The organism is Phascolarctobacterium succinatutens (assembly GCF_958453765.1).
Classification (GTDB): Bacteria; Bacillota; Negativicutes; order Acidaminococcales; family Acidaminococcaceae; genus Phascolarctobacterium_A; species Phascolarctobacterium_A succinatutens_B.
The window spans coordinates 77609-100573 of sequence record NZ_CAUDZA010000005.1 but is presented as its reverse complement, the minus strand read 5'-3'; the positions used below and the strand labels follow the sequence as shown (position 1 = coordinate 100573).

At 47.8% G+C, this 22965-nt stretch carries 18 protein-coding genes and 1 riboswitch; of the genes, 4 read left to right on the top strand and 14 right to left on the bottom strand.

The annotated features are described in order from the left end of the window. Nucleotides 1–166: 166 nt before the first annotated feature. The 4 genes from ftsY to Q7Q81_RS03815 all read right to left on the bottom strand — a co-directional run bounded on the left by ftsY (nt 167) and on the right by Q7Q81_RS03815 (nt 6219). Nucleotides 167–1084 carry a signal recognition particle-docking protein FtsY gene (gene ftsY, locus Q7Q81_RS03830; RefSeq protein WP_009145266.1) on the bottom strand — a complete coding sequence of 306 codons (918 nt, stop codon included), beginning with the start codon at nt 1082–1084 and terminating at the stop codon, nt 167–169. Beyond that, nucleotides 1084–4653 carry a chromosome segregation protein SMC gene (smc, locus tag Q7Q81_RS03825; protein ID WP_304273815.1) on the bottom strand — a complete coding sequence of 1190 codons (3570 nt, stop codon included), beginning with the start codon at nt 4651–4653 and terminating at the stop codon, nt 1084–1086. Before smc ends, ftsY begins: the two co-directional genes overlap by 1 nt. Nucleotides 4654–4741: 88 nt before the next feature. After that, nucleotides 4742–5239, bottom strand: coding sequence for a DNA-deoxyinosine glycosylase (locus Q7Q81_RS03820; RefSeq protein WP_304273813.1), 498 nt, complete (start codon nt 5237–5239; stop codon nt 4742–4744). Continuing rightward, a complete protein-coding gene (locus Q7Q81_RS03815; protein ID WP_304273811.1) occupies nt 5206–6219 on the bottom strand; it encodes an elongator complex protein 3 in 1014 nt (337 codons plus the stop codon). Before Q7Q81_RS03815 ends, Q7Q81_RS03820 begins: the two co-directional genes overlap by 34 nt. Nucleotides 6220–6358: 139 nt before the next feature. Here Q7Q81_RS03815 and Q7Q81_RS03810 point away from each other — a divergent pair, with 139 nt between their 5' ends. Beyond that, entirely contained in the window at nt 6359–7663 is a 1305-nt protein-coding gene (locus Q7Q81_RS03810) for an MATE family efflux transporter (protein ID WP_304273810.1), read from the top strand. 19 nt (nt 7664–7682) lie between these two features. Here the strand turns inward: Q7Q81_RS03810 and Q7Q81_RS03805 are convergent, their stop codons facing one another. From Q7Q81_RS03805 to Q7Q81_RS03795, 3 genes are all read right to left on the bottom strand, one after another. Continuing rightward, nucleotides 7683–8072 carry a metal-sensing transcriptional repressor gene (locus Q7Q81_RS03805; protein WP_304273808.1) on the bottom strand — a complete coding sequence of 130 codons (390 nt, stop codon included), beginning with the start codon at nt 8070–8072 and terminating at the stop codon, nt 7683–7685. A 72-nt stretch (nt 8073–8144) separates the two neighbouring features. Further along, nucleotides 8145–8957 (bottom strand): Cof-type HAD-IIB family hydrolase, encoded by an 813-nt coding sequence (locus tag Q7Q81_RS03800; RefSeq protein ID WP_304273806.1) that lies wholly within the window; start codon nt 8955–8957, stop codon nt 8145–8147. Beyond that, entirely contained in the window at nt 8947–9354 is a 408-nt protein-coding gene (locus Q7Q81_RS03795; protein ID WP_021719701.1) for a hypothetical protein, read from the bottom strand. Before Q7Q81_RS03795 ends, Q7Q81_RS03800 begins: the two co-directional genes overlap by 11 nt. Nucleotides 9355–9535: 181 nt before the next feature. On the opposite strand from Q7Q81_RS03795, the gene Q7Q81_RS03790 reads away from it, so the two are divergent. The 3 genes from Q7Q81_RS03790 (at nt 9536) to msrB (ending at nt 12749) form a co-directional block, all read left to right on the top strand. After that, nucleotides 9536–9799, top strand: a complete 264-nt coding sequence (locus Q7Q81_RS03790) for a YhdT family protein (RefSeq protein ID WP_210684536.1) — start codon at nt 9536–9538, stop codon at nt 9797–9799. Next, the gene (gene panF / locus Q7Q81_RS03785) at nt 9792–11294 is read left to right on the top strand and encodes a sodium/pantothenate symporter (RefSeq protein ID WP_304273804.1); all 1503 of its coding nucleotides are present in this window, start codon (nt 9792–9794) and stop codon (nt 11292–11294) included. The genes Q7Q81_RS03790 and panF overlap by 8 nt, the downstream gene beginning before the upstream one ends. A gap of 483 nt (nt 11295–11777) precedes the next feature. After that, a complete protein-coding gene (msrB, locus tag Q7Q81_RS03780) occupies nt 11778–12749 on the top strand; it encodes a peptide-methionine (R)-S-oxide reductase MsrB (protein WP_304273802.1) in 972 nt (323 codons plus the stop codon). 74 nt (nt 12750–12823) lie between these two features. Here the strand turns inward: msrB and Q7Q81_RS03775 are convergent, their stop codons facing one another. The 7 genes from Q7Q81_RS03775 to Q7Q81_RS03745 all read right to left on the bottom strand — a co-directional run bounded on the left by Q7Q81_RS03775 (nt 12824) and on the right by Q7Q81_RS03745 (nt 22963). Then, a complete protein-coding gene (locus Q7Q81_RS03775; RefSeq protein WP_304244729.1) occupies nt 12824–13231 on the bottom strand; it encodes a CGGC domain-containing protein in 408 nt (135 codons plus the stop codon). Next, a complete protein-coding gene (gene dapA / locus Q7Q81_RS03770) occupies nt 13228–14124 on the bottom strand; it encodes a 4-hydroxy-tetrahydrodipicolinate synthase (RefSeq protein WP_304273801.1) in 897 nt (298 codons plus the stop codon). Before dapA ends, Q7Q81_RS03775 begins: the two co-directional genes overlap by 4 nt. A 257-nt stretch (nt 14125–14381) precedes the next feature. Then, complete coding sequence (dapG, locus tag Q7Q81_RS03765) at nt 14382–15602, bottom strand: aspartate kinase (protein ID WP_304273800.1); 1221 nt, start codon at nt 15600–15602, stop codon at nt 14382–14384. Between the two features lie 109 nt (nt 15603–15711). Then, a complete protein-coding gene (locus Q7Q81_RS03760; protein WP_304273799.1) occupies nt 15712–16749 on the bottom strand; it encodes an aspartate-semialdehyde dehydrogenase in 1038 nt (345 codons plus the stop codon). Nucleotides 16750–16769: 20 nt separating this feature from the next. Further along, the gene (dapB, locus tag Q7Q81_RS03755; RefSeq protein WP_276633822.1) at nt 16770–17540 is read right to left on the bottom strand and encodes a 4-hydroxy-tetrahydrodipicolinate reductase; all 771 of its coding nucleotides are present in this window, start codon (nt 17538–17540) and stop codon (nt 16770–16772) included. A gap of 93 nt (nt 17541–17633) precedes the next feature. After that, nucleotides 17634–17799: riboswitch (Lysine riboswitch) on the bottom strand. A gap of 161 nt (nt 17800–17960) precedes the next feature. Then, entirely contained in the window at nt 17961–21128 is a 3168-nt protein-coding gene (locus Q7Q81_RS03750) for a type III restriction-modification system endonuclease (protein ID WP_304273795.1), read from the bottom strand. After that, a complete protein-coding gene (locus Q7Q81_RS03745; RefSeq protein ID WP_304273793.1) occupies nt 21128–22963 on the bottom strand; it encodes a site-specific DNA-methyltransferase in 1836 nt (611 codons plus the stop codon). The genes Q7Q81_RS03750 and Q7Q81_RS03745 overlap by 1 nt, the downstream gene beginning before the upstream one ends. Between the last annotated feature and the right edge of the window lie 2 nt (nt 22964–22965).

Below are 22965 nucleotides of genomic sequence, written 5' to 3'. Positions count from 1 at the left end.
GTCTAGGTCTATGATGTTAAAGTCTTGAATACCCCAAAACTTGACAAAGAACCTTTTTCTCTGCCAGCACAAAAAATCTCCCGCACGCTGCCAAACGCAGCTCGGGAGATTTTCTACTATAATAATATAAGCCAGGCCTTAACGCCTGCTATCTGAAAGCAGCCTCTTATTTGCCGCTGTCAAAGAGTGCTTCCACAAACTTATCCGGCTCAAAGGGGCGGAAGTCCATAATGCCTTCGCCTACGCCGATCCATTTAACCGGCAGTCCCAGCTCTTCCTTAATTGCCACAACAACGCCGCCCTTAGCAGTGCCGTCAAGCTTTGTAAGTACAACCCCGGTAACCTTGGCAGTTTCCATGAACACCTTAGCCTGATTGATTGCGTTCTGGCCGGTAGTAGCATCCAGAACCAGAAAGGTTTCGTGCGGAGCTTCGGGAATTTCGCGCTTAATAATGCGGTGAATTTTTTCCAGCTCGTTCATCAGGTTAGCCTTGTTGTGCAAGCGTCCTGCGGTATCAATGAAAAGAATATCTGCCTTGCGCGCAATAGCGGCCTTCATAGCGTCAAAGACAACTGCCGCCGGGTCGGCACCCTCGGCATGACGGATAACGTCGCAGTGCGCACGCTCGCCCCAAATCTGCAGCTGTTCGCCTGCTGCGGCACGGAAGGTATCGCCTGCTGCCAGAACAACCTTGTATTTGAACAAAGTGAAGTAATTTGCCAGCTTGCCGATAGTAGTAGTCTTGCCTACGCCATTAACACCAACAACCAGAATAACCGTCGGCTTGGCACCGATACGTGTACGTTGGCCGCTGTCTGCCAGCATCTCTGCCATATATTTTTTCAGGAACGGAATAACATCCTCGGTACCGCTGATTTCCTTCTTCTTCGCTGCTTTGCGCACTGCGTCGATAAGCTTTTCAGTAGTTTTTACGCCTACGTCCGCAGAAAGCAGAATCATTTCCAGCTCATCGAGAAAATCATCGTCAATCGCTGCAGACAGGCCTACAAGCTCCTGAATGCGGTCAGTAAAGTTGCGTCTTGTTTTAGAAAGGCCTTCCTTTAAACGCTCAAAAAATCCCATTATTCATTCTCCTTTGCATTTATTTTTACGGATAATAATTTAGAAACACCGGATTCTTCCATAGTTACGCCATACATGATATCAGCGCATTCCATCGTTCCCTTACGGTGCGTAATCACGATAAACTGCGTGTTTCCTGCATAATCCCGCAGGAAATCGGCAAAGCGCTGAATGTTGGCATCATCCAGAGGCGCGTCAATTTCGTCCAGGATACAGAACGGCGATGGCTGATAGCTCAAAAGAGCAAAGAGCAGCGCGATAACCGTCAGCGCTCTTTCGCCGCCGCTCATCAGATACAGGCTCTGCAGTTTTTTGCCGGGTGGCTGGACATCGATATCAATACCGGAATCCAGCAGATTATCCGGCTCGGTGAGCCGCAGCACCGCCGTACCGCCGCCAAATATCTTGACATAGCATTGCGCAAAGTATTCGTTGATTTTGGCAAAGGCCTCCTTGAAGCGTTTGGTCATACCGCTGTTGATTTCTGCGATAACAGCCTCCAGATTTTCCTTCGCCGTACACAAATCGTTATATTGCTTACACAGGAATTCGCTGCGCTCCTTCACTGCGTTATATTCTTCAATCGCCGCCGCGTTAATCGGTCCCAGGTCTGCAATCTGCAGTGTCAGACGGCTTTCCTGTCTTTGTAGCGCCGCAAGGTCCATGTCCTGCAGCTCGGCAAAATTCTGACTGCGTGCCGCCGCCTCATCCAGCTGATAATCCTGCTGCAGCTGCTCACGGATATGGCCGCAGTTGCTTTCGTGCCACGCCAGGTCCAGCTCTGTCTGCTTCAGCTGTGCTTCACTGTCATTCACCTGCTTGCGCAGTCCGGCAATCTCTTTTTCAATATCCTGCTGTTTATCAAGCAGGCTGCCGCGCTCCTGAGCAAAGTCATCCTTGCCGCCCAGAATCTGCTGCAGCTGTGCCAGCAGCTCGTCGCTTTGCTGCTGCAGCTTCTGCTTTTGCACATCGCAGTCGGCAATTTCCTGCTGTCTGCGCTCCTGCTCTTTTTGGTTGGCAGCAATTTCTTCCTGCAGCCGCAGTGTATCCTGGTCCAAGCTGTGCATAGCCTTGCTGATATCCTGCGTGCGTGCGGCCGAGGTCTGCAGCGTAATTTTGGCATCCTGCAGCTGGTTATCCAAGGCGGTAACCGCACTGCCGTATTTGGCAATTTCCTTTTTCAGGCTATCCAACAGCTCCTTAGCCTGGGTATCCTGTCCCTCGCGCTCGGCAACTGCCGCGCGCAGCTCCTTAACCTTATCACGGTTTGCCATATGGGCTGCGGTGATATTGCTGCGGTCGTCCAAGAGTAGCAGCAAACGCTCGTTGTCGCGCGTTTTCTGTTGCTGCACCTGCTCCAGATTGAGCTTAAGCCTGTCGGCCTTCAGCTGCTGTTGACGCAACTGTGCAGCAAGCTGCTGCAGCTGCTCCTTCTGATTTCCTTCGGTTGCTTCCAGCTCCTCCAGCTTTTCCTGCCAGTTGAGCATCTCGGCATGCAGGTGCTTCACCTGCGCTGCCGCCTGAGCAATTTCTACATTACGACTCAAATAGCCTTCCTTATGCTTTTTGCTGCCGCCGCTCATACTGCCGCCGGCATTTACCACATCGCCGTCCAACGTAACTACGCGCAGACGGTAGCGTCCGGCCTTTGCCGCAGCCAAGGCAGCATCAATGTTTTCGGCAATCAGCACTCTGCCCAGCAAAAAGCGTACCGCACTTTCCGCCTCGGGCTTATAGCCGATTAAATCTACCGCATAGCCAAGAATTCCCGGCAGCTTCGCCAGTGCTTCCTCCTCGCGGTTCGGCCCGCGACGTTGCACGGTATCCAACGGCAGGAAGGTTGCGCGTCCGCTACCAGTACGCTTTAAAAAGGCTATCGCTTCCTTCGCCGCATTGGCCGAGCGCATCACCAGGTTCTGCGCACCCTCGCCCAACGCGGTTTCGATAGCAGCGACATATTTATCTTCTACCTGCAGCAGCTCAGCTGCCACGCCTACAACCTGCTCACGCCAAGGCTCCTGCGCCTTCAGCACCGCCTTGATGCCATAACTGAATCCCTCGTAGCTCTGCTGCAGACACTTTAAGCTCTGCTCGCGTGTTTCGGCCGCAGTCAGCTGACGTTGGCACTGCTGGTGACTGCTGCGTACAGCCTGCAGCTCCTTTTGACCTGCATCATAGGCACTGCGCAGCTCCTCGCCCTTTTTGCGCACCAGCTCCATGCCGTGAGCGCACTGCGATTGCTGCTCCAGCAGGCTGTTATACTGCTCCTGTGCCTGACGGTCAGCCTCCTCGGCTTCTTCTATACTTTTCTTCAGGGCCTCGCGGCGACGTGCGCGCTGCTCCTGCTCCTGTTCCAGATTGTGCAGCTCGTTGCGGAGATTAATCAGCTCCTGCATACCGCTGAAAAACTGCGATTGCGCCTGCTCATCATTGCGCTTCGCCTCTTCCAGCTTGGCGCTCTGCTCGTCACGCTGCGCCTGCAGCTGCTTGACAGCGCCATCGGCCACAGCATGTCTTTTCTCGACAGCATCAAACTCTGCTGCCAGCTCCTGCATTCTTGCTTCCTGCTCGCGCACCTGCTGCTCAAGGCGCTCGTTGCGCTGCACCAGGCGTTCGCCGGCCTTTTCGTTCTGGCTGACACGTTCATCCAAAACCTTTTGGTCACCGCGCAGCTTTTCCAAAGCAGTCTCGCGGTTTTTGATATCATCCTGCAATTTATTATAAGCCTCGGCCAGCTTATCCAGCTCCTGCTGTACCTTTACGGCCTCGGCCTGCATGCTGCCTACCTTAGCTGCCTGCTCGGAATACGCACCTGCCGCCGCTTCCTTTTTCGTCTGCAGCTCTCTGCCTGTTTCCTCCAAAGCGTCCAAGCGGCGCAAAAGTACAGATAAACGGCAACGGCGCAGCTCCTCGCTCAGCTCGTTGAACTGCTGAGTTTTGGCTGCTGCCTGCGCCAACGGCTCTACCTGCGCATCTACCTCGCTGCGGATATCGTTAATACGCGTAAGGTTATTGGCCGTATCATCCAGCTTACGTACCGCATCCTTTTTGCGCAGGCGGTACTTGGCAATACCTGCCGCCTCTTCAAACAGACTGCGTCTGTCCTCGGGACGGCTGTTTAAGACCTCATCAATTTTATTTTGGCCAATAATGGACATCGAGCCCTTACCAAGCCCGGTATCTGCCATCAGGTCGATAATATCCTTCAGACGGCAGCTTTTTTTATTAATCGCATATTCACTTTCACCGCTGCGGAAAATGCGGCGCGTCAGGCTTACCTGCTCAAAATCGAGCGGCAGTGTTCTGTCGCTGTTATCAAAATCAACGGTGACCTCTGCTACGCCCAACGCTCTGCGCTTGCCGCTGCCGGAGAAGATAACATCCTCCATTTTGCTGCCACGCAGATACTTGGCGCTCTGCTCGCCCAACACCCAACGGATGGCATCCGAAATATTGCTCTTGCCCGAACCGTTCGGTCCGACAACAGCAGTAATTCCCTTGTCAAAGGTCAATTCAGTTTTATCAGCAAAGGATTTAAAGCCATAGGTTGAAAAGGACTTTAAACGCACTAGAAATCACCCATTTTCTCTAAGTCAGTTATTATATCTTTTTATTGTATCATAAAATGCTGTTTTTTTACACCATGCAGAACTTCTCTTATGTTAAAAATTGCAAAATAACCCGCCAGCGCTCGGCCAAACCTTCAAGACGCAGGCGCGCGTTGGCAGGACTTGTAGACGGCAGATAAAAAATTTGCACCTGCTCAGGCATTTTTTTGGCAAAATATTTTTTAAAGGCTGCACCCGCCTTACCGCCGTTGCAGACTACCGCCTGCAAATGCGGCAGCTCGCCTGCAAGCTCAACAACAGCATTCGGCGCTTCGTTTTTGATGTTGCTGTCCAAGCTGCCATCACGCTCGCAATAGCCCAGCGTATCCCACAGTGCAATGTGATGCTTATGCAGCAAAGCCTGCTTGGCACTGTAATCCTGCGGCACGTCCTCCTGCAGCAGCAGCGCCAGCAAACGCCAGAAGCGGTTCTGCGGATGTGCGTAATATTCCTGCTGCTCCAGGGATTTTATTCCCGGCATAGAACCGAGAATCAATATTCTGCTGTGCTCATCTACAATTGGTGCGAAGGATTTACATGTGGACATACTCTTATCTCATCTGCCTTATCTTGAATTATCTGCAGCTCAAGCCACGGGAAACATGCTTCCCAATAGCGCAGGTTGCAGCTTTTTTGCCCGCGCAGCTTCGATTCCAAGCGTGCAGGACAAAGGATATCAACAGCACCGCAGTCAGTAAGCTTGGCTAATTGCGGGGTAATCTTATCACGCAGCACCCTGCTTTTTACCAGCTCACCCATCGCCGGATGAAACGGCCCCGCAAGAATGTTGCCCGGTGCGCACAGCTCCTCGTCCGGCTGCAGGCCGATGCGGATAACATTCACGCCTGCTTCCGTCAGCTCGCGATAAGCCCAGGCCGCCTGCGTCACGGCCTCCTCCAGCGTCAGAGGTACAAAACGCCCCGCCGCGTAGTCCGCAGCCAACGGCGTACCCTTGATTACTAATAAAGGATAGATGCGTGCCACATCAGGATGCATTGATATCGCCTTACGCACCGTTTCCTGCACGCTGGCAAAGCTCTGCTCGGGCATGCCCACCATCAGCTGCAGGCCGACTTGAAAGCCGAAGCGTTTTAAAAGCGCCACCGCCGGCGCCACCTGCGCCGCCGTGTGTCCGCGCTCCGCTGCCGCCAGCACTCTGTCATCAAGCGACTGCACGCCCAGCTCCACCAGTCGCACACCATGCTGCTGCAAAAGCTGTAAACGCTCTTCGTCAATATAATCAGGGCGCGTGGAAAGGCGCACGCTGCCGATAAAGCCTTCGGCAAGCAATGCGTCCGTCAGTGCCAGCAGCTCCTCCTGCAGCTCCAAGGGCAGCCCGGTAAAGCTGCCACCGTAAAACGCCGCCTCGTTGGCAGCGCTCGGTTGCAGCCAGCTGCGCCAACGCACAAGCTGTTCCTTGGCGCTTGCCAGCGCCGCACTGTGCTGACCGCTGATTTTCTTTTGATTACAAAACACGCACTGATGCGGACAGCCTGCATGCGGTATGAAAATCGGTAAAATAGACATAATAAAGCCTCTTTTATTTGTACAAGTATCCAAATTTAGGTATAGTTATCTTCTTAATGATACTTCTTACTATTGACAATATCCCCCTATAGGGGTTATTATAGTGTTGTAAACTTTTTGATAGGAATGTGATACAACAATGAAATTATCTCACATGCGCTTTATAAAAACAAGTCTGCCTTTCACCTTTTCCACAATGGCAGCCTCGCTCATGGGCGCAGTCGACACAGCAGTTGTAGGTCATCTTGGCAATTATACCTATATCAACGCTGTTTCGCTGGGTGCTGTTATCTTCAGCACCGTTTACTGGCTCTTTGGCTTTTTGAAAATCTCCACCAGCGGCTTTGCGGCGCAGGCCATGGGGCACCACGACCCCAAGTTGCTTGCAGGCAGTTTTCTGCGCGGCGTACTTGCTGCCTTCGCCATTGGTCTTGTCCTCGTCATTTTACAGGAACCAATATGGCGCACGGCGCTGGTGCTCTTTAATCCTGATGCAGCAACGGAGCCGATGCTGGAGCGCTACTACCGCCTGCTCATCTGGATTATGCCGCTGACGCTCGTCTTTCAGACGGCGCAGGGCTGGTTTGCAGGTACCCTGCATGTACGTATTGCCGTGCTCACGGCACTGGCCAGCAACCTTATTAACCTCGTGCTCGACGTGCTCTTCGTCGTTGTGCTGAACTTTGAGGTTACAGGTGTAGCCGCTGCCACCTGCATTGCAAATATTACAGGCTTTCTTGCCATTCTTTATTTTTACTGGCAGCACAAGCCGCTGCCACTCACAGCTGTACCGCTCAAAGAAATATTCTCCGGACCCACCTGCCGCCAGATGGTGCAGTGCGGCTCACACCTCACCGTGCGCATGTTCTGCATGATTATCATGGTCAATAGCTTCATGCACCAAAGCTCTGCCTTCGGCGGCGAGCTTTTGGCAGCCAACTCCATTCTGTTCCAGATACAGTTTATCATGGGCGATATTCTCACCGGTCTGTCACAGACCGGAGCAATTTATTCCGGCATTGCTTTTGGTGAGCATAACAAGCCCATGCTCAACGACACACTGCGCATCAGCTTTATCTGGGCCATCGGCTTTGGCCTGGCAGAGTCAGTTGGCTATTATGCCTGCCGTCATGCAATATTGAGCTGCTTTACAAATTTGCCGTCGGTAATTCATACCGCGCAGGAATACGACCTCTTTATCGCCTTCTTCCCGCTCATCAGCGCGTTAGGCATTGTCTACTACGGCGTTTTCAACGGCGCATTATATACCAAGCCTATCTGCATTTCCATGCTGCTAACTGTGAGCTGTTATCTTACAGCCTACTTCACGCTAATTCCGCTCTATGGCAACATCGGTCTGTGGCTGGCCTTCCTCGTGTTCTATATCGCGCGCAGCGGTTTTCTGCTGCTCTTCGTACCGAAGCTGCAGCAGCGCTTCGCTTAAATAAATCTACAATAAAATATTATCGTAAATACTGGTCGATGGCGGCTTCAAAGTCTTGCAGGCTTTTGCTGCCATCGCCTTTTTCTATGGCGTGCAAAATGCAGTGCTCCAGATGGTCCTTCAAAATAACCTTTGCAGTATTATCCAAGGCCTTACGCACTGCGGCAATCTGAATCAGCACCTCGGAGCAGTCTCTGTCTTCATCAACCATATTTTTAACAGAACGCACATGTCCTTCGATGCGTGCCAAGCGGTTGACAACCTTCTTCTTATTCGGATGCGTATGCGCATGCTCGTGTGCTGCGTGCAAACTCTCCTGTTGTACCTGCTTTTTTTCATCCTGCTCTGTATTCAGTACATCGTGCTCCTTGATATACGCCAAAAGAGACGTCCCTTTTTCTTCAGCCATAATTATTACTCCCTTCTATATACTATGAAAGGAGCCGCTTTTTCATAAACAGCTCCTTCCTGAAAAACTATTCTATTCTTGCTTAGCCTGCGGCGTCAAAATGCTTTCGATTACCAAAGCAACGCCGTCATCATTATTAGATGCGGTAATGATTTTTGCATTCTCCTTCACGCTGTCCTTAGCGTTGGCAACAGCTACACCGATACCGGCATTGGCAATCATCTTCACATCATTGTTGGAATCACCGATACACATAATTTCCTGCGGCTGTACGCCGTAGCTTGCAGCAACGCTCTTTACAGCCTCCCATTTGTTTACGCCCGGCTCCATCAGCTCCAGGAAATTGTCCTTAGAGCTGGTAACATCCAGCTTGCCGGCAAAATCCTCTTTAAATTGCTGCCATACAGCGGCAAATTCCTCGCTCTTGGTCATAACTAAAATCTTATACGGTGCTTCGTCCGTATGATACAGCGCCTCACCGATAGCAGTCGTCTGAATACCGCTGATTTTGGTATACATACGGGAGCACTCGTTCTCTTGTTTAATCAAAATGCTGTCACGCACATAAAGCTGCAGGTAATAGCCCTTCTCGCGGCAGTATGCCAGCACCTCGTTAGCTGTAGACAGCTTCATCTTGTGCTCATAATAAACCTTGCCGCTCAGGCTGCCCTTAACCAATGCGCCGTTATAGGTAACCAGCGGCACATCAAGACCCAGCTTTTCCGCATAGGGACGCACGGAAACATACATTCTGCCCGTAGCAATCAAAAAAATCTTGCCTGCATCCAACGCCTTTCTGATGGCTGCTTCGTTACGCGCAGAAATTTGGCAGTCCTTATTCAAAAGTGTATCGTCCATATCGCTGGCAATCAGCTTAATTTCCATGCTCCATCTGCTCCTTTAACATCAATTTATCCAAAAATATAGCTGCTGCCGGATAAAGCAGCAAAAGAAAAATACCGTGCATAATGCCAAAGTTAAGGTCGTAGCCCGGCAGCATACGGCAAACAGTTACGGCACCCTCCAGGGAGAAGGCAGCCATCACCAGCATAGCCTTCAGGGAGTCATTTCTGCGTTTGGCCAGCTCCTGCAGCCTCGTCAGCAAAAACTGCTTATCTACAATAACGTGCATCAGCTTCAGGCCCAGGCACATAAAAGCACCTTCGATAAAAGAGCCTGCCACCAGACCACCCAAGGTAACAACCTGCAGCATACCGGTTACATATTCACATAGGAAAAAAATGACGCTCAGCGTCAGCCACATTGTAGCTAAATTATACATTGTTTTCTTCAAATTAATCACCAAGATACATTATAACACAGACAGGCGTCAAATTACACTAGGCGTCTGATATTTTATGATGCTTTTAAGCATATTTTGCAAGTATTTCTGCATATTTTGTGGTAAAATAAATTTATTAACGTAAGCAGACAGCATTGTCTGTACGAAAGGAGCAGTTTATATGAAGCGCAGTGATAAATTCCGCCAGGCCAACCGTGAGGCGCTGGCAACTGTTCTTGCCACCATCGCCGTCATCATCTTCTGGTGCTTGGCAGGCTTTGGATTGGCAGACAGTAATATTACCTTCTGGCATACACCACTTTGGGTTTGGGGCGGCTGTGTAGGCACCTGGCTCTTTGCCATCGCCGTCACCGTTTTTCTGACGAAGAAGGTTTTTGTCAACTTTGATTTGGATGACAGCACGGAGGATAAGCAGCATGAGTAGTATTTTGAACATTATACCAGCGCTGGCCTTTCTGCTGATTCTTCTGAGTATCAGCGCCTACATCCAGCGTACCTCCAAGGAAAACAGGCAAAAGGATTTTGCCAAGGATTACTTCATCGGCGGGCGTACTCTCGGCGGCTTTGTACTGGCGATGACCACCGCTGCCACCTACAGCAGCGTCAGCACCTTCGTCGGCGGTCCGGGCGTAGCATGGGTTATCGGCTACGGCTGGCTGTACATGGCCATCGTACAGGTAGTCGTTATCTTCCTCGTCCTAGGCGTGTTCGGCAAAAAAATTGCCCTCATCGCGCGCGAGATTGACGCCGTAACCGTCATTGACGTGCTACGTGCCCGCTATCATTCCGATTTTCTGGCGAACATGGCCGCCGTTGTCATTGTCGCCTTCTTCTGCGCCACCATGGTGGCACAGTTCGTCGGCGCCGCCAAGCTCTTCGAAGCAGTAACCGGCTTCTCCTACCTCACCGGCCTCACGATGTTCGGCCTGATTGTTGTCATCTACACCACCATCGGCGGCTTTAAGGGCGTTGCCGTTACCGATGCCTGCTGCGCCATTGCTATGATCATCGGCCTGTGCATCCTCATGGGCGGTATGATGCACGCAGGCGGCGGCTTCAACAAAATCATGAGCTATATCAGCACCCAGCATCCCGATATGCTTGAGCCGCTTTCCCGCGGCAAGATGCCGATTTCGCTTTACATCAGCCAATGGCTGCTCGTCGGCATCTGTACGCTGTCGCTGCCGCAGTCCGTTGTCCGCGGCATCAGCTACAAGAATACCAAAGCACTGCATAACGCTATGATTATCGGTACCGTCGTCATCGGCGCCATGACACTGGTTGCCACCTGGATTGGTGTCATCAGCAAAGGCATCCTCACAGGGCCTATTGCAGCCTACGGCAACAGTGTTGATAACATCATGCCTGTCGCCATCGTGCAAAGCCTCACTCCCTTCTGGGCCGGCGTTATCATCATCGGACCGATTGCAGCAACCATTTCCACTGTTTCCTCGCTTCTGCTTTCATCGTCCTCCTCTATCGTCAAGGACGTTTACATGAACATCAAGGGCAAGCGCGAAGAACAGCTCAGCAATAACCAAATTCGCCTCTACAGCCTGGGCGCAACAATTATCCTCGGCCTTTTTGTTTATGCCATCGCCATCAAACCGCCAAGTGTTATCTGGCAGATTAACATGTTTGCCTTCGGCGGTCTGGAAACAGCCTTCTTCTGGGTGCTGATTTTCGGTCTTTTCTGGCCCAAGGCCAACAAATACGGCGCTATCGCAGCCATGGGCGGCGGCGTAATCATCTACTGTCTGGCCATGGTCTTTAAAATCAAGGTGCTCGACCTGCACCAGATAGTACTCGGCATCGGCCTTTCCCTGCTGTGCTTCTTCATCGGCAACAGCTTCGGTAAAACAGTTGACGAAAAAACGCTGCGCATCTTCTTCCCCGAAAAATTTGAGGACGAAAAATAAAACTGCATATTAATCCGATATCCAAGAATCAAAATCTCTGCTTCCGGTGTTTTCAACCATCCTGGCAGAGATTTTTTATGCTCTGTTTTCTTTTTAAAATTAAGTATCCGACAATATTTGCCTATGATTTTCTTGTATTCGACAGACACTGCTGATTCATTTACTCATAAATAAAATTTTCTCAACGCTGACACTACTGTCTTTTATATCTGCCTCATTCTTCTTTACAAAAAGGACAAGTAATTTTCATTAAGTAATCATAATTGTCTATTGACGCAGAATATTATTTTCTGCTATCTTAAAAGTATAAGCAGTTCTCAGCCACTCACCCCACGATGCAGGAAGGAGCGTGCCGTCATGCTAAAAAAATCTGTCATTATTCTCGCAGGAATGTTGCTTTTAATTACCAGCTGCTTTGCCAACACACGTATGCGCCAATCTGCTAAGCAACAAGCAATCCCAAAGGTCAAGGAGGTCACAATTATGGATTTTTCCCAAGAAAAAGAAAACGTCATCTATCTTGCAGGAGGCTGCTTCTGGGGGCTGGAAAAACTGATGCAATCCATACCGGGCGTAATCGATGCCCAAAGCGGTTATGCCAACGGCACAGGCAAAGCCGATGCCAAGTATCAGGCAATTTTAGGCGGGAAAACCGGTTTTCGCGAAACCGTGCGTGTTGAATACGATCCGGCAAAGGTAAGTCTTGACCATCTGCTCTTGGCTTATTTTTACGTCATTGACCCAACAGTACTCAACAAGCAGGGTAATGATACCGGAACACAGTATCAGACTGGCATCTACTATACCAATACACAAGCGCAGGCTGTCGTAGAACGTATCGTGGAACTGGAACGCGGTCGTCATAAGGTATTTGCAGTCGAAGTCGGACCACTGAAAAACTATTATCCGGCAGAAGAATATCATCAGAACTATCTTGATAAAAATCCGGGCGGATACTGCCATATATCACCTGCCAAAATCAAGCTGCTCAGCACCTTGAAAATTGATGCCGGTGCCTACAAAAAACCTGCTGCCGAAACTATACGCGATAAGCTTACCGCAGAACAATTTCAGGTAACACAGCAAAACGGTACCGAACTACCGTTCCGCAACGAATTCTGGGATAAATTTGCCAAAGGCATTTATGTTGATATCGTAACCGGCGAACCACTCTTTTCTTCAACCGACAAATATCAGAGCAGCTGCGGCTGGCCAGCCTTTACCAAGCCTATTGAAGCACCTTTGATAGTTGAACGCAAGGATACAAGCCATGGTATGGTACGCACCGAGGTGCGCAGCCGCAGCGGCAATTCACATTTGGGCCACGTTTTCACCGGTGACCGCGAATCACCCAACGGTATACGTTACTGCATCAACAGTGCTTCCCTGCGCTTTATCCCCTACGAACAGATGGAAGCCGAAGGCTATGGCTATCTGCTGTACCTTTTCAAATAATACCCTATAACTCAAAACACCCTGTGCATTGCCAACAGCAATACGCAGGGTGTTTTTCATTGCTTATTCAAAGCTCACTCAAATTCCTTGTAAATGCCTTCCTCGCGACGTCTGGTTGCCGTTTTGGAAATATATGTACCATGAACAATATTCGTAAGCTTCTTCTTCGCTAAAATCTTTTGAATGTAATCAAGATGCGGACAAGGCGGCTTATGCGAATTATCCGATACCATGCAGGTAGAAAGATGCACGCAAATCTCTTGTCCCTCCTCCTTAAAGCGGCGCAGGCGCTTCGCCAGGTTTTCCAGCTTAACCGTCAGCGCACCGCCGGAGCAGCCACCGCAGGTAAAGCTCATGTAATGTGTGTCCTCGGGATAACCGGCAAACTTGCCCTCACGGCTGTAAAAGGCATGCGTACAGTTATAGCCGCAGCAACGCTGCTGCACTGTGTCGCACTGGATAATAACTACCAGCTTGCTCATTTTATCATGCCTGCTGCTTTTAAAGCTTCATCCAGCTTAGCCTCAGCGGCAGCGCTGATAGGAGTCAGCGGCAGACGCGGAGCACCGGCATTGATACCGGTAACCTTGGTAACTGCAGCCTTGATAGGAATCGGGTTACTTTCCACAAACATTGCCTTTGCCAGCGGCACCATAACCTTGTTGATGTCAGCAGCGTCCTTAACGCGGCCTTCACTGTAAGTCTGCATCAGCTGCTGCAGCAGCTTGCCGTTAACATTGGCCAGAACGGAAATCAGACCGCAGGCACCAACAGACAGGAACGGCAGAATAAGACCGTCGTCACCGCTGTAGATAGAAAAATCTTCTGGAAGAACGCGATACAGCTCCGCAGTTTGTGCTACGTTGCCTGCTGCCTCTTTGATAGCAACAATATTGCTGAAGTCTGCTGCAAGACGTGCAACAGTTTCCGGAGCGATGTTACCGCCGGTACGTCCCGGAACATTATATACGATAATCGGCAGCTTGGTAGCCTTTGCTACGGCTGCAAAATGTTGGTAATAGCCTTCCTGAGTCGGCTTGTTGTAATACGGGCCAACTACGAGCAGGCCGTCAACACCACAGGCCTCCATTTTCTTAACCAAGTCAATAGTGCTGGCAGTGCAGTTGGTGCCTGCACCGGCAACAATCTTAGCACGTCCGTTGACACGAGCAACAATAGTCTGCATAAATTTTACTTTTTCATCCATGTCCATGGTTGCAGCTTCGCCGGTAGAGCCTTCTACTACCAGGCCATCGCTGCCGTTAGCCAGCAGCCAGTCGGCAAAATCTGCACCGGCTTCATAATTGATGCTGCCATCAGCGTTGAACGGCGTAACCATAGCCGTTAATAATCTGCCAAAATACGGTTTTTTCATTGTAATTCCACCTCTTAAAACTAATTGAAACCAAAGATCTCTATGAAATATTGATTATTGTCTAAATAAATTTTATATATTTTCCGGCGTACTTTTGGTGCGCTAAAAAATCCTAGAAACGCAGACGGTGCTTTATTTCCTCTTTACCCTAATAGGCTGTGGAGAAAGTGCTGGATGCCAGGCATGTCGACGACGGCGTACTAATGGTACGTCGAGGAGACATAACGACGCAGACGGTGCTTTATACACAGACTACTCTACAGCTTGAAGGCTTCGTGGAGCGCCTTCACAGCCTCCACCAAATGTTCCTCTTTAACAATCGCGGAAATCGTAGTATCGCTGTCCACAGTTTGCAGAATAGCGATATTGTGGCTGGCAAGCGCAGTTACAAAGGTAGCCATAATGCCGGGCACGCCACGCATAGCGCTGCCGACCACGGAAACCTTACCGCAGCCCTCGTTCAGCGTATATTTAAAGCCGGTTGCATCAAGCACCTTGCAGGTGTGCTCTACGTCCGGAGAGAATACAGCAAACATTGCTTCCTTCTCCGACAGGTTCAGGCAGCCTACGCTGATGCCTGCATCCGCCAAATCCTCGAACAGATTACGGCCTGCGGTAATATCCTGCGGGTTCAGGTCAATGCGGAACTGTGCCAGATCATTAAGATGAGCAACGCCGCTGGCGCAGGATTCGTTAATCGCAATTTCGCCGCCGTTACCCTGACCGATGCGTTCACTGGTAATCAAAGTACCGGGAGCATCGCTGAAGGTAGATTTAACATACATGGGAATGTTGCTGCCCATAGCAATTTCCACGGCACGCGGATGAATAACTTTAGCGCCGTTCTGTGCCATCTGGCAAACCTCAGCATAGGAAATCTGCTGCAGAATATTAGCCTTCTCGACAATGCGCGGGTCGGCAGTCATAATGCCTTCAACGTCTGTATAAATTTCAACAAAATCAGCCTTGAGCGCAGCGCCCAGTGCAGCAGCAGAGGTATCGCTGCCACCGCGGCCCAAGGTAGTAAATTTATAGTTGTTTTCCGTCATACCCTGGAAGCCGCAGACAACCGGAATGATGCCTGCCTCCAGCAGACGGATAAGACCGGAGGTATTGATGTTTTTGATGCGTGCGGCACCAAACTGGGAATCAGTAACAATGCCTGCCTGGCCGCCGGTGAGCGCCATAGCGTTGATACCGAATTTTTGCAGAGTTGCTGCCATTACGCAGGCGGAAATGATTTCGCCGCAGCACATCATCATATCCATCTCGCGCACATTAACGGAAAGGTTAACGTCCTTCAGGGCGCCGATAAGCGTATCGGTTGCGTAGGGAGCGCCCTTGCGTCCCATAGCCGAAACTACAACTACCGGGGAGTAACCGTTGCGGATAGCCTGCTGTACCTTGTTTTTAACTGCAACGCGGGCTTCCTCACTCGCGACGGAGGTGCCGCCGAATTTCTGTACAATGATTTTCATGTAAATTGCTCCTCATATGTTTAAATTAAAATGCAAAATGTACCTGATGCCGGAAAGGCTGCGGCGTACAGGCTGTACGCCGGTAGTCTTTACACGCAGAGGTGCATTATTATTTTTCTAACCAGCCGTTTTTAATCATAACCTCAGCAATCTGCAGCGTGTTCAACGCAGCGCCCTTGCGGATCTGGTCACCTACTACCCACAGGTTGAAGGTATTCGGATTGGACTCATCGCGGCGCAGACGGCCAACGAAGCAGTCATATTTTTCCGAGGTATATAAAGGCATCGGATAAATCTGGTTGGACGGATCATCCATCATCTGAATGCCGGGGAAAGCGTCGATTGCTGCTGCCATATCCTGCAGCTCCAGATCATGCTCAAATTCGATGTTTACGGATTCGCTGTGGCTGCGGTATACAGGCACACGCACGGTAGTAGCAGTAATGCGCATTTCGTCATCATGCATAATTTTTCTGGTTTCGTTGATCATCTTCATCTCTTCTTTGGTGTAGAGATTGTCAAGGAAAACATCAATCTGCGGAATCAGGTTAAACGCAATCGGATAATGCTTCGGCAGACTTGCGGACGGAAGAATGTGTGCCTCCATCTCTCTGCCCTCGCTGTAAGCCTTGGTCTGGTCGGTGAGCTCGTCAATGCCCTCCTTGCCGGCGCCGGAAACAGCCTGATAGGTAGAAACGACAATACGTTTAATGCGTGCCAGGTCATACAGCGGTTTCAGTGCCATAACCATAATAATGGTAGAGCAGTTAGGGTTGGCGATAATGCCCTTGTGCTTCAGGATATCCTCGGGGTTAACCTCCGGCACAACCAGCGGCACTTCGGGGTCCATACGGAAGGTGCTGGAGTTATCAATAACAACGGCACCGGCTTTCACAGCGTAGGGAGCAAACTCCTTAGAAACGCTGCCGCCTGCGAACAGAGCAATATCAATGCCCTCGAAGGAGTCCTTGGTAGCCTCCTGCACAGTATATGTTTTGCCCATAAATTCAATCTGCTTGCCTGCGCTGCGCTTGGAAGCCAGCAGACGCAGTTCTGCAAACGGGAAGTTTCTTTCTTCGATAAGCTTCAGAAATTCAGTACCAACAGCACCGGTAGCGCCCAAAATAGCAACGTTATACTTTTTCATAAAATTCTCCCCCTCACTATTTAGAGTAATTTATCTAAGCCGTATACCAGGCCTACTTGGTCAACAATTTTGCGGCAGCCAAGCGCAACGCCCGGCATGTAGCATTCGCGGTTAATCGGGTCGGTACTGATTTTTAAAGTTTCGCCCTGACCGCCGAAAATAACCTCTTGGGAAGCAACGTAACCCGGCAAGCGGACACTGTGAATCTTCATGCCCTCGTAATCCGCACCGCGCGCACCTGCCATGGTTTCCTTTTCATCAGGATTACCTTGATGCATTGCCTTGCGCACCTCAGCAATTTTTTGTGCGGTGATAATTGCAGTACCGCTCGGAGCATCCAGCTTATTATCGTGATGCTTCTCGATAATTTCCACATGCGGGAAGTATTTGGCAGCCTCACACGCCAGCTTCATCATTACAACTGCGCCAAGCGCAAAGTTCGGAGCAATCAGCAGGCTGGTGTTATGCTTGCGTGCCAGCTCATCAACCTCTTTTAAATCTGCATCGCTGAAGCCTGTTGTGCCAACTACAGCATGCACGCCAAGCGGCAGCATTTTGCGCAGGTTGCCCATTACAACATCCGGACGGGTGAAGTCAACAACAACATCCGGTTTGGCAGCCTCAATCGCAGCAACCAGGTCAGTAGTTACCTTAACGCCGTCACCCAAAGGCACGGTGCCTTCCTTAATATCAACAGCACCGACAAGCTCCAAATCAGCTTCGCTATATACCTTTTTACATACCTCGCTGCCCATGCGGCCCAGCGCACCATTTACCAAAACACGAATCATGTCGTTCACTCCTTAATCATAAAAATAACCGTTGAGATATTTCCTTTGGATTCTATCTCAACGGTTAGCATGCTAAATAATATTCACATCCATAGCCGAGATAGCCCTCCGCTGCAGATGCAGCGACAGTCCGGCAGCTTTCACTGACGGCCCAGCACAACGACACGGCTGCCATTGCACTTCGGCGTTAGCCCTTTTGTGATGCTTCTCAGCTCCCGCTCCACAACCTACTCATGCTTTCCGCGCCTCTATCTTACTGGTTTGCTATTAAAAAAATTATATTACTGTTACTGCTATTTGTCAACGAGGAAATTTATTAGCATCTTCTTATAACAGCAAGTGTAAAGATTTTACAAAAAGAGTGTACGCATAGGCACAAGCAAACTATCAGCGTGAATTATTCCATATTCGGTTGTGGTTTTATCTATCAAGTACAATATCCATCAGGCTCTTGTAATCCTTTACCTGACCGTAATGCACTTCGCCATTGGAAAGTTTTTCAAAAAGCTTTTCGGCACAGTTTATTTTAGCTTTTTCAATAGCTCGCAGTTCCATGCTTTGCAAAGTCCCCTTTGTTTCTGCCACAAAAAAGACATGCTTGACTACGCCCTTCTTAAAAGCAATTGCCCAGTCCGGCGAATATTTGCCAACCGGTGTAGGAATATGAAATCCTCGCGGCAACTTTGCATAAACAACAACCTCATCTGCTGTATCAAGTTCCTCTACAAATTTACGTTCTACACTTTTTTCTGCAGTGCCATCCGTAAAAACATAATCTTGAATAGCATGTTTTGCACGATATGCTTTAGCGAAATTGCCACGAGTATATTCAGCAGTAAAAATATCAGTATCAAATGTTTCATTGGTCGTATTATAAGTTACATGGTCTACTATTAAAGCAGATTTTTGGACATTGATAATACTTGATACCTTGTTAATAAAGTCAAGCGGATTCTCTGCAAACATACGGTACTTAGGTTCCCAAATGTTCTGCAATATTCTTGCTACAGTACGACGTGTAAGCGTAGTTCTCGAAGCAATTTCATTCAGTAAATCGTACTTTAACCCGCTGTCATATGTATTTTGCATAGTATCGGTTTTTGTACGAGTTGTAGTAAAGCCGGTTTTGCTATCAATTTCATGCTCTTGTAAATTCTCGTTCTGTGAACCTACTACAAGCCTGTACTGAATTTTTGTTACTGCCAGCTCACTATTGATGGCATCCGAAGCCTTCTTGATTAACTCATCACTGCTAAAATTAACTTTATAAGCATATTTATGATTTATACGATTCCACAAAGCCTGGAATTCTGCTTTATCAAAGTTTTCATTTAACGGATTAACTTTAACCTTGGTTTCCTTAGCATCAGCAACCATCATTTTAAGAACTTCTTCATCAAAAATTCCCTGTATCAGTTTATGTATTGCCGGTGCAAGCTCTTCTAATTGCGGCGGCAAAGGAGCAAAATCATTTGCTTCTCTATCAGTCTTATATTTATCAGTGATTTTGCCGTCGTAATCAGCATAACCGTTTACACCTAAGTAAAGCATAATAGTACCGGCTTGTTCTCTTTCAATCTTATATTGCTTACCATCTACTTTTACTGTTCTGTCAGCAAAATAGTCAATAGACGCATGCGTAGGACGCTTATACAATGCTGCCTTCATATCATCCTGCAGACTTCCAACAAAATCAGCATAGCTTTCACTGGCAATAACTGTCAGTTGGTTTATTTTATGTACCATGGCTTCTCCGCAGGTTAACAAATCCATACGCTCACCTTGCTGATTGACGCAAAGTCGCATACCACGCCCCACTTCCTGACGTTTATTGACATCACTGTTAGACGCTTTCAGTGTACAAATCTGAAAAATATTCGGATTGTCCCAGCCTTCACGTAGTGCAGAGTGAGAGAATATAAAGCGCACCGGATTATCAAAGCTCAATAAGGCTTCCTTATTCTTCATAATCAAATCATAGGCAGATTCATCGTTAGAGGTGTCCTCGCCACGTTTGCACTTACTGTCAACACTATGACCTTTTTTATCAATACTGAAATAACCGGTATGCACACGATGCACATCCGCAGCTACTCTATTCAGATATTGTACATAAGGATCATCTTTAAAAAGCTCGGTAGATTTGCTGTCAAAAATGCGCATATATTCTTCTTCAAAAATTTTACCGTACTCGCCAAGCTCTTGTGTACCATCTTCATTATATTTACGATAGTTTTCTACCTTATCAATGAAAAATAAGCTCAGCGTCTTAATACCTTGTGCGTAAAGCTCTTTTTCCTTTTCAAAGTGTGAAAGCAGCGTTTCGCGTATCTGCAGACGGCGTTTGTATAATTCCGTTACATCGCCGACAACATCCGCACAATGCAACACTTCACCGTTTGTAAAAGTTACCATACCCTTACCGCGAGGATCTATGTCACTAATTACATAGCCTTCATACTGCTTCATGCCATTGGATAGTTCATACAGACTGTCAAGCTTACCTAAAAGCTTCCTTACGCGTTTGATGCTATTTGACTGCTGCACCTCAAATTCCAGACGCACTCTCGGCGGGTTAGTAGGAGAAGTTTCAATTTCTTCGCAATAAAGATAGCTGTCAATGCCCTTCAGATTCTTCATTTCCAGGCCTTTGACTTCGATTTTCTTAACTAGCTTCTGATTATAGGCATCAAGTGCATCAAGAACATAAACCATATTATGTTTATCCTTATGTGTAGCAGAATAATTGACGCTAAAAAGCGGATTGAAGCGCTTCATCGCCTTTTGCGTAACATTGCCTGCCGACTTCTGTGGTTCATCGATAATCAAAATAGGATTAGTTTTGGCAATAACATCAATAGGCTTACGTGAGCCGAATTCATCACGTTCACTGTAAATAATCAACGCACCCTTATCACCGCCACGTCCTTCCTTATTCTTCTCCTCATTCAAAGACTTGGCAAAGGCTTGATTATTAATAATCATTACATTGATTTCGTTGCTTTTGGCAAAATCATCAATCTTCGTCAGATTTTTGCTGTCATAAATAAAATAGCGCGCTTTCTTGCCGTATTGGCTCATGAAGTGCTCTTCCATAGTTTCCAGGCTTTTCTTGACACCTTCACGGATTGCGACAGAAGGCACGATGATAATAAATTTATTCCAGCCATATTGCTTATTCAGCTCAAACATGGTTTTGATATAGACATAGGTTTTGCCTGTACCTGTTTCCATTTCAATATCAAGACTGCACTTTCCCTGACCTTCTATAAGCTCCTTCGACGGAGTTATATTATTATTGCCTTGAATAAGCTTAATATTTTCCAGAAGCTGCACCTTATCCAATTTTATTGGCGCATTAGCATAACCGAGTATTATATCCTGCTTGGCTTCCTGTTCATCAAGCTCCTGCTGAAACAAGTTATAACCATTACTATTCTTTGCTTTTTTTGTTTTCACCGGCACAAGTCTGCCCGGATCAAAAAAGTAGCTGGTATCCTGTGCAGGACGCACCTGTCCCTTGAACACGTCAACCACTGCATTGACAGCATCTGTCTGGTACTGCTGAATTTTAAAACTGAACTTCATTACAGCACCCTCCTCACAGTTTGCGGACTATAGGTATTGAAAATCTGCTCAAAGTTAATCGCTACGCTGTCATCAGCCTGCGAACTGTCACGCATAACAAAATAGCTTGGCATCTCTTTGGCAATGGCAGTGATAACCTCATCCGTCACGTTCTTATCAAAGCATGCCATTAAATGTCCTTGCGCCACATTGTAAACAGTTTTGCCAGCAATGGTAATTTTTTCTATTTTACTGGAAAGCGGCGTATCCAGCTTCAGCATAGCATCAAACAGCAAATCTTCGTCGTTGCGGTCTTTTTTGATGTTGTCAACGAACAGGCTCTGCTGTTTATCCATGTATTCCTTCGGTGTGAAGTACACATCTTCCATGTTGCTGCTGTCGCATTTCAAAACGCGGAAACCGATATCCAAATCCTGCGTTGTCAGCGGATTTTCTTCTTTGATTTTTTGACCGGCACGGCGTATGCGCTCCTTGCCTATTTCGCAGATGTTTTTATAACCGGCCTTGTACGCTTCACTGTTTTCAGCGCATTCTTCTTGTAATTGCACCATGATAAACTTACGCTTACCGCCATCTTCGGCGTTAAGCTGCATGACTGCGTGAGCGGTGGTGGCAGAACCGGAGAAGAAGTCGAGAATTAGAGAATCTTTATCAAATTTAACAATCATCTTTAAGCATCTAATAATAAGATTTATATTTTTAGGATTATCAAAAGTTTTATCTCCCATTAAATTAATCAACATTTTTGTTGCTGATGAAGTTAAAAAATCATCATCCCACCACGTCGTTACAGTTTTTCTGGATTTACTAGCTTGACTTAAATAATATTTTTGTTGTAATCCATTTGTTGTACGAACTATTAATCCTTCATCGTATTTTTTCTGCATAGTTTCCTTAGAATATCTCCAATATCCAGTTACACCCAAAAAATCATAATGAGGATTCCCTTTTTTAGCACCGCCAGGTCCATCAACAGGAGTTAATTTATATTTTCCTTTTTCATCTTCTAAATTGAAACCTTCTAATACTGGATCTTCTCCGATTAATTTATGATTTCTAAACACGGAGACAATGTTCTTACAATAAAATAATAGATGATTATGATTTTCTGAAATTATCCTATCATTAGAAACAGAAGCTCTATGTTTATGGCAAATCGAAGCAATAAAATTGCTTTCCCCAAAAATTTCATTACAACATTTTATCAAATTAGATTCTTCATCGTCACCTATACTGATAAAAATAACGCCATCGTCACTCAATAAATCCTTAGCCAGCTTCAATCTCGGATATATCATATTCAGCCAATCAGTATGGAAACGTCCATTGCTTTCTGTATTAGCTACAAGACGATTGCCCTCTTCGTCAAGCTGCCCGCTATTATCAATATATTCATCCGCACTTTGCTTAAAATCATCCTCATACACAAAGTCATTACCCGTATTATACGGCGGATCAATATAAATCATCTTCACCTTGCCTAAGTAAGTTTCCTGCAGCAGCTTGAGCACTTCCAGATTATCGCCTTCAATATAAAGGTTTTCTGTATTATCAAAGTCCACGCTCTCTCCTCTGCAAGGGCGCAAGGTTTTATTAATCGGTGCATTGGCAGCCAGAATGGCTTTGCGCTTATCCGGCCAGGTAAACTGGTAGCGTTCCTGCAAGCCATCTACAACATGGTCACTAAGCTCCTGTTTCAGCATATCAAAATCAATGGCATGCTCCAAATTGCCCTCTTTATTGATTCTTTCGGTAACGCAGTTGGGGAATAGCTCCCTTATCTTCGCTACGTTTGCTGCAACCTTATCCATAGATTGCATGTTGAGATGTTCCATAA

Coding starts and splice junctions, on each gene's coding strand:
- dapB (WP_276633822.1), bottom strand. CDS start 17,540: ATGATTCGTGTTTTGGTAAATGGTGCGCTGGGCCGCATGGGCAGCGAG.
- Q7Q81_RS03750 (WP_304273795.1), bottom strand. CDS start 21,128: ATGAAGTTCAGTTTTAAAATTCAGCAGTACCAGACAGATGCTGTCAAT.
- Q7Q81_RS03810 (WP_304273810.1), top strand. CDS start 6,359: ATGAAATTATCTCACATGCGCTTTATAAAAACAAGTCTGCCTTTCACC.
- Q7Q81_RS03790 (WP_210684536.1), top strand. CDS start 9,536: ATGAAGCGCAGTGATAAATTCCGCCAGGCCAACCGTGAGGCGCTGGCA.
- Q7Q81_RS03815 (WP_304273811.1), bottom strand. CDS start 6,219: ATGTCTATTTTACCGATTTTCATACCGCATGCAGGCTGTCCGCATCAG.
- dapA (WP_304273801.1), bottom strand. CDS start 14,124: ATGAAAAAACCGTATTTTGGCAGATTATTAACGGCTATGGTTACGCCG.
- Q7Q81_RS03800 (WP_304273806.1), bottom strand. CDS start 8,957: ATGGAAATTAAGCTGATTGCCAGCGATATGGACGATACACTTTTGAAT.
- msrB (WP_304273802.1), top strand. CDS start 11,778: ATGGATTTTTCCCAAGAAAAAGAAAACGTCATCTATCTTGCAGGAGGC.
- Q7Q81_RS03745 (WP_304273793.1), bottom strand. CDS start 22,963: ATGGAACATCTCAACATGCAATCTATGGATAAGGTTGCAGCAAACGTA.
- Q7Q81_RS03795 (WP_021719701.1), bottom strand. CDS start 9,354: ATGTATAATTTAGCTACAATGTGGCTGACGCTGAGCGTCATTTTTTTC.
- Q7Q81_RS03760 (WP_304273799.1), bottom strand. CDS start 16,749: ATGAAAAAGTATAACGTTGCTATTTTGGGCGCTACCGGTGCTGTTGGT.
- Q7Q81_RS03775 (WP_304244729.1), bottom strand. CDS start 13,231: ATGAGCAAGCTGGTAGTTATTATCCAGTGCGACACAGTGCAGCAGCGT.
- Q7Q81_RS03805 (WP_304273808.1), bottom strand. CDS start 8,072: ATGGCTGAAGAAAAAGGGACGTCTCTTTTGGCGTATATCAAGGAGCAC.
- panF (WP_304273804.1), top strand. CDS start 9,792: ATGAGTAGTATTTTGAACATTATACCAGCGCTGGCCTTTCTGCTGATT.
- ftsY (WP_009145266.1), bottom strand. CDS start 1,084: ATGGGATTTTTTGAGCGTTTAAAGGAAGGCCTTTCTAAAACAAGACGC.
- dapG (WP_304273800.1), bottom strand. CDS start 15,602: ATGAAAATCATTGTACAGAAATTCGGCGGCACCTCCGTCGCGAGTGAG.
- Q7Q81_RS03820 (WP_304273813.1), bottom strand. CDS start 5,239: ATGTCCACATGTAAATCCTTCGCACCAATTGTAGATGAGCACAGCAGA.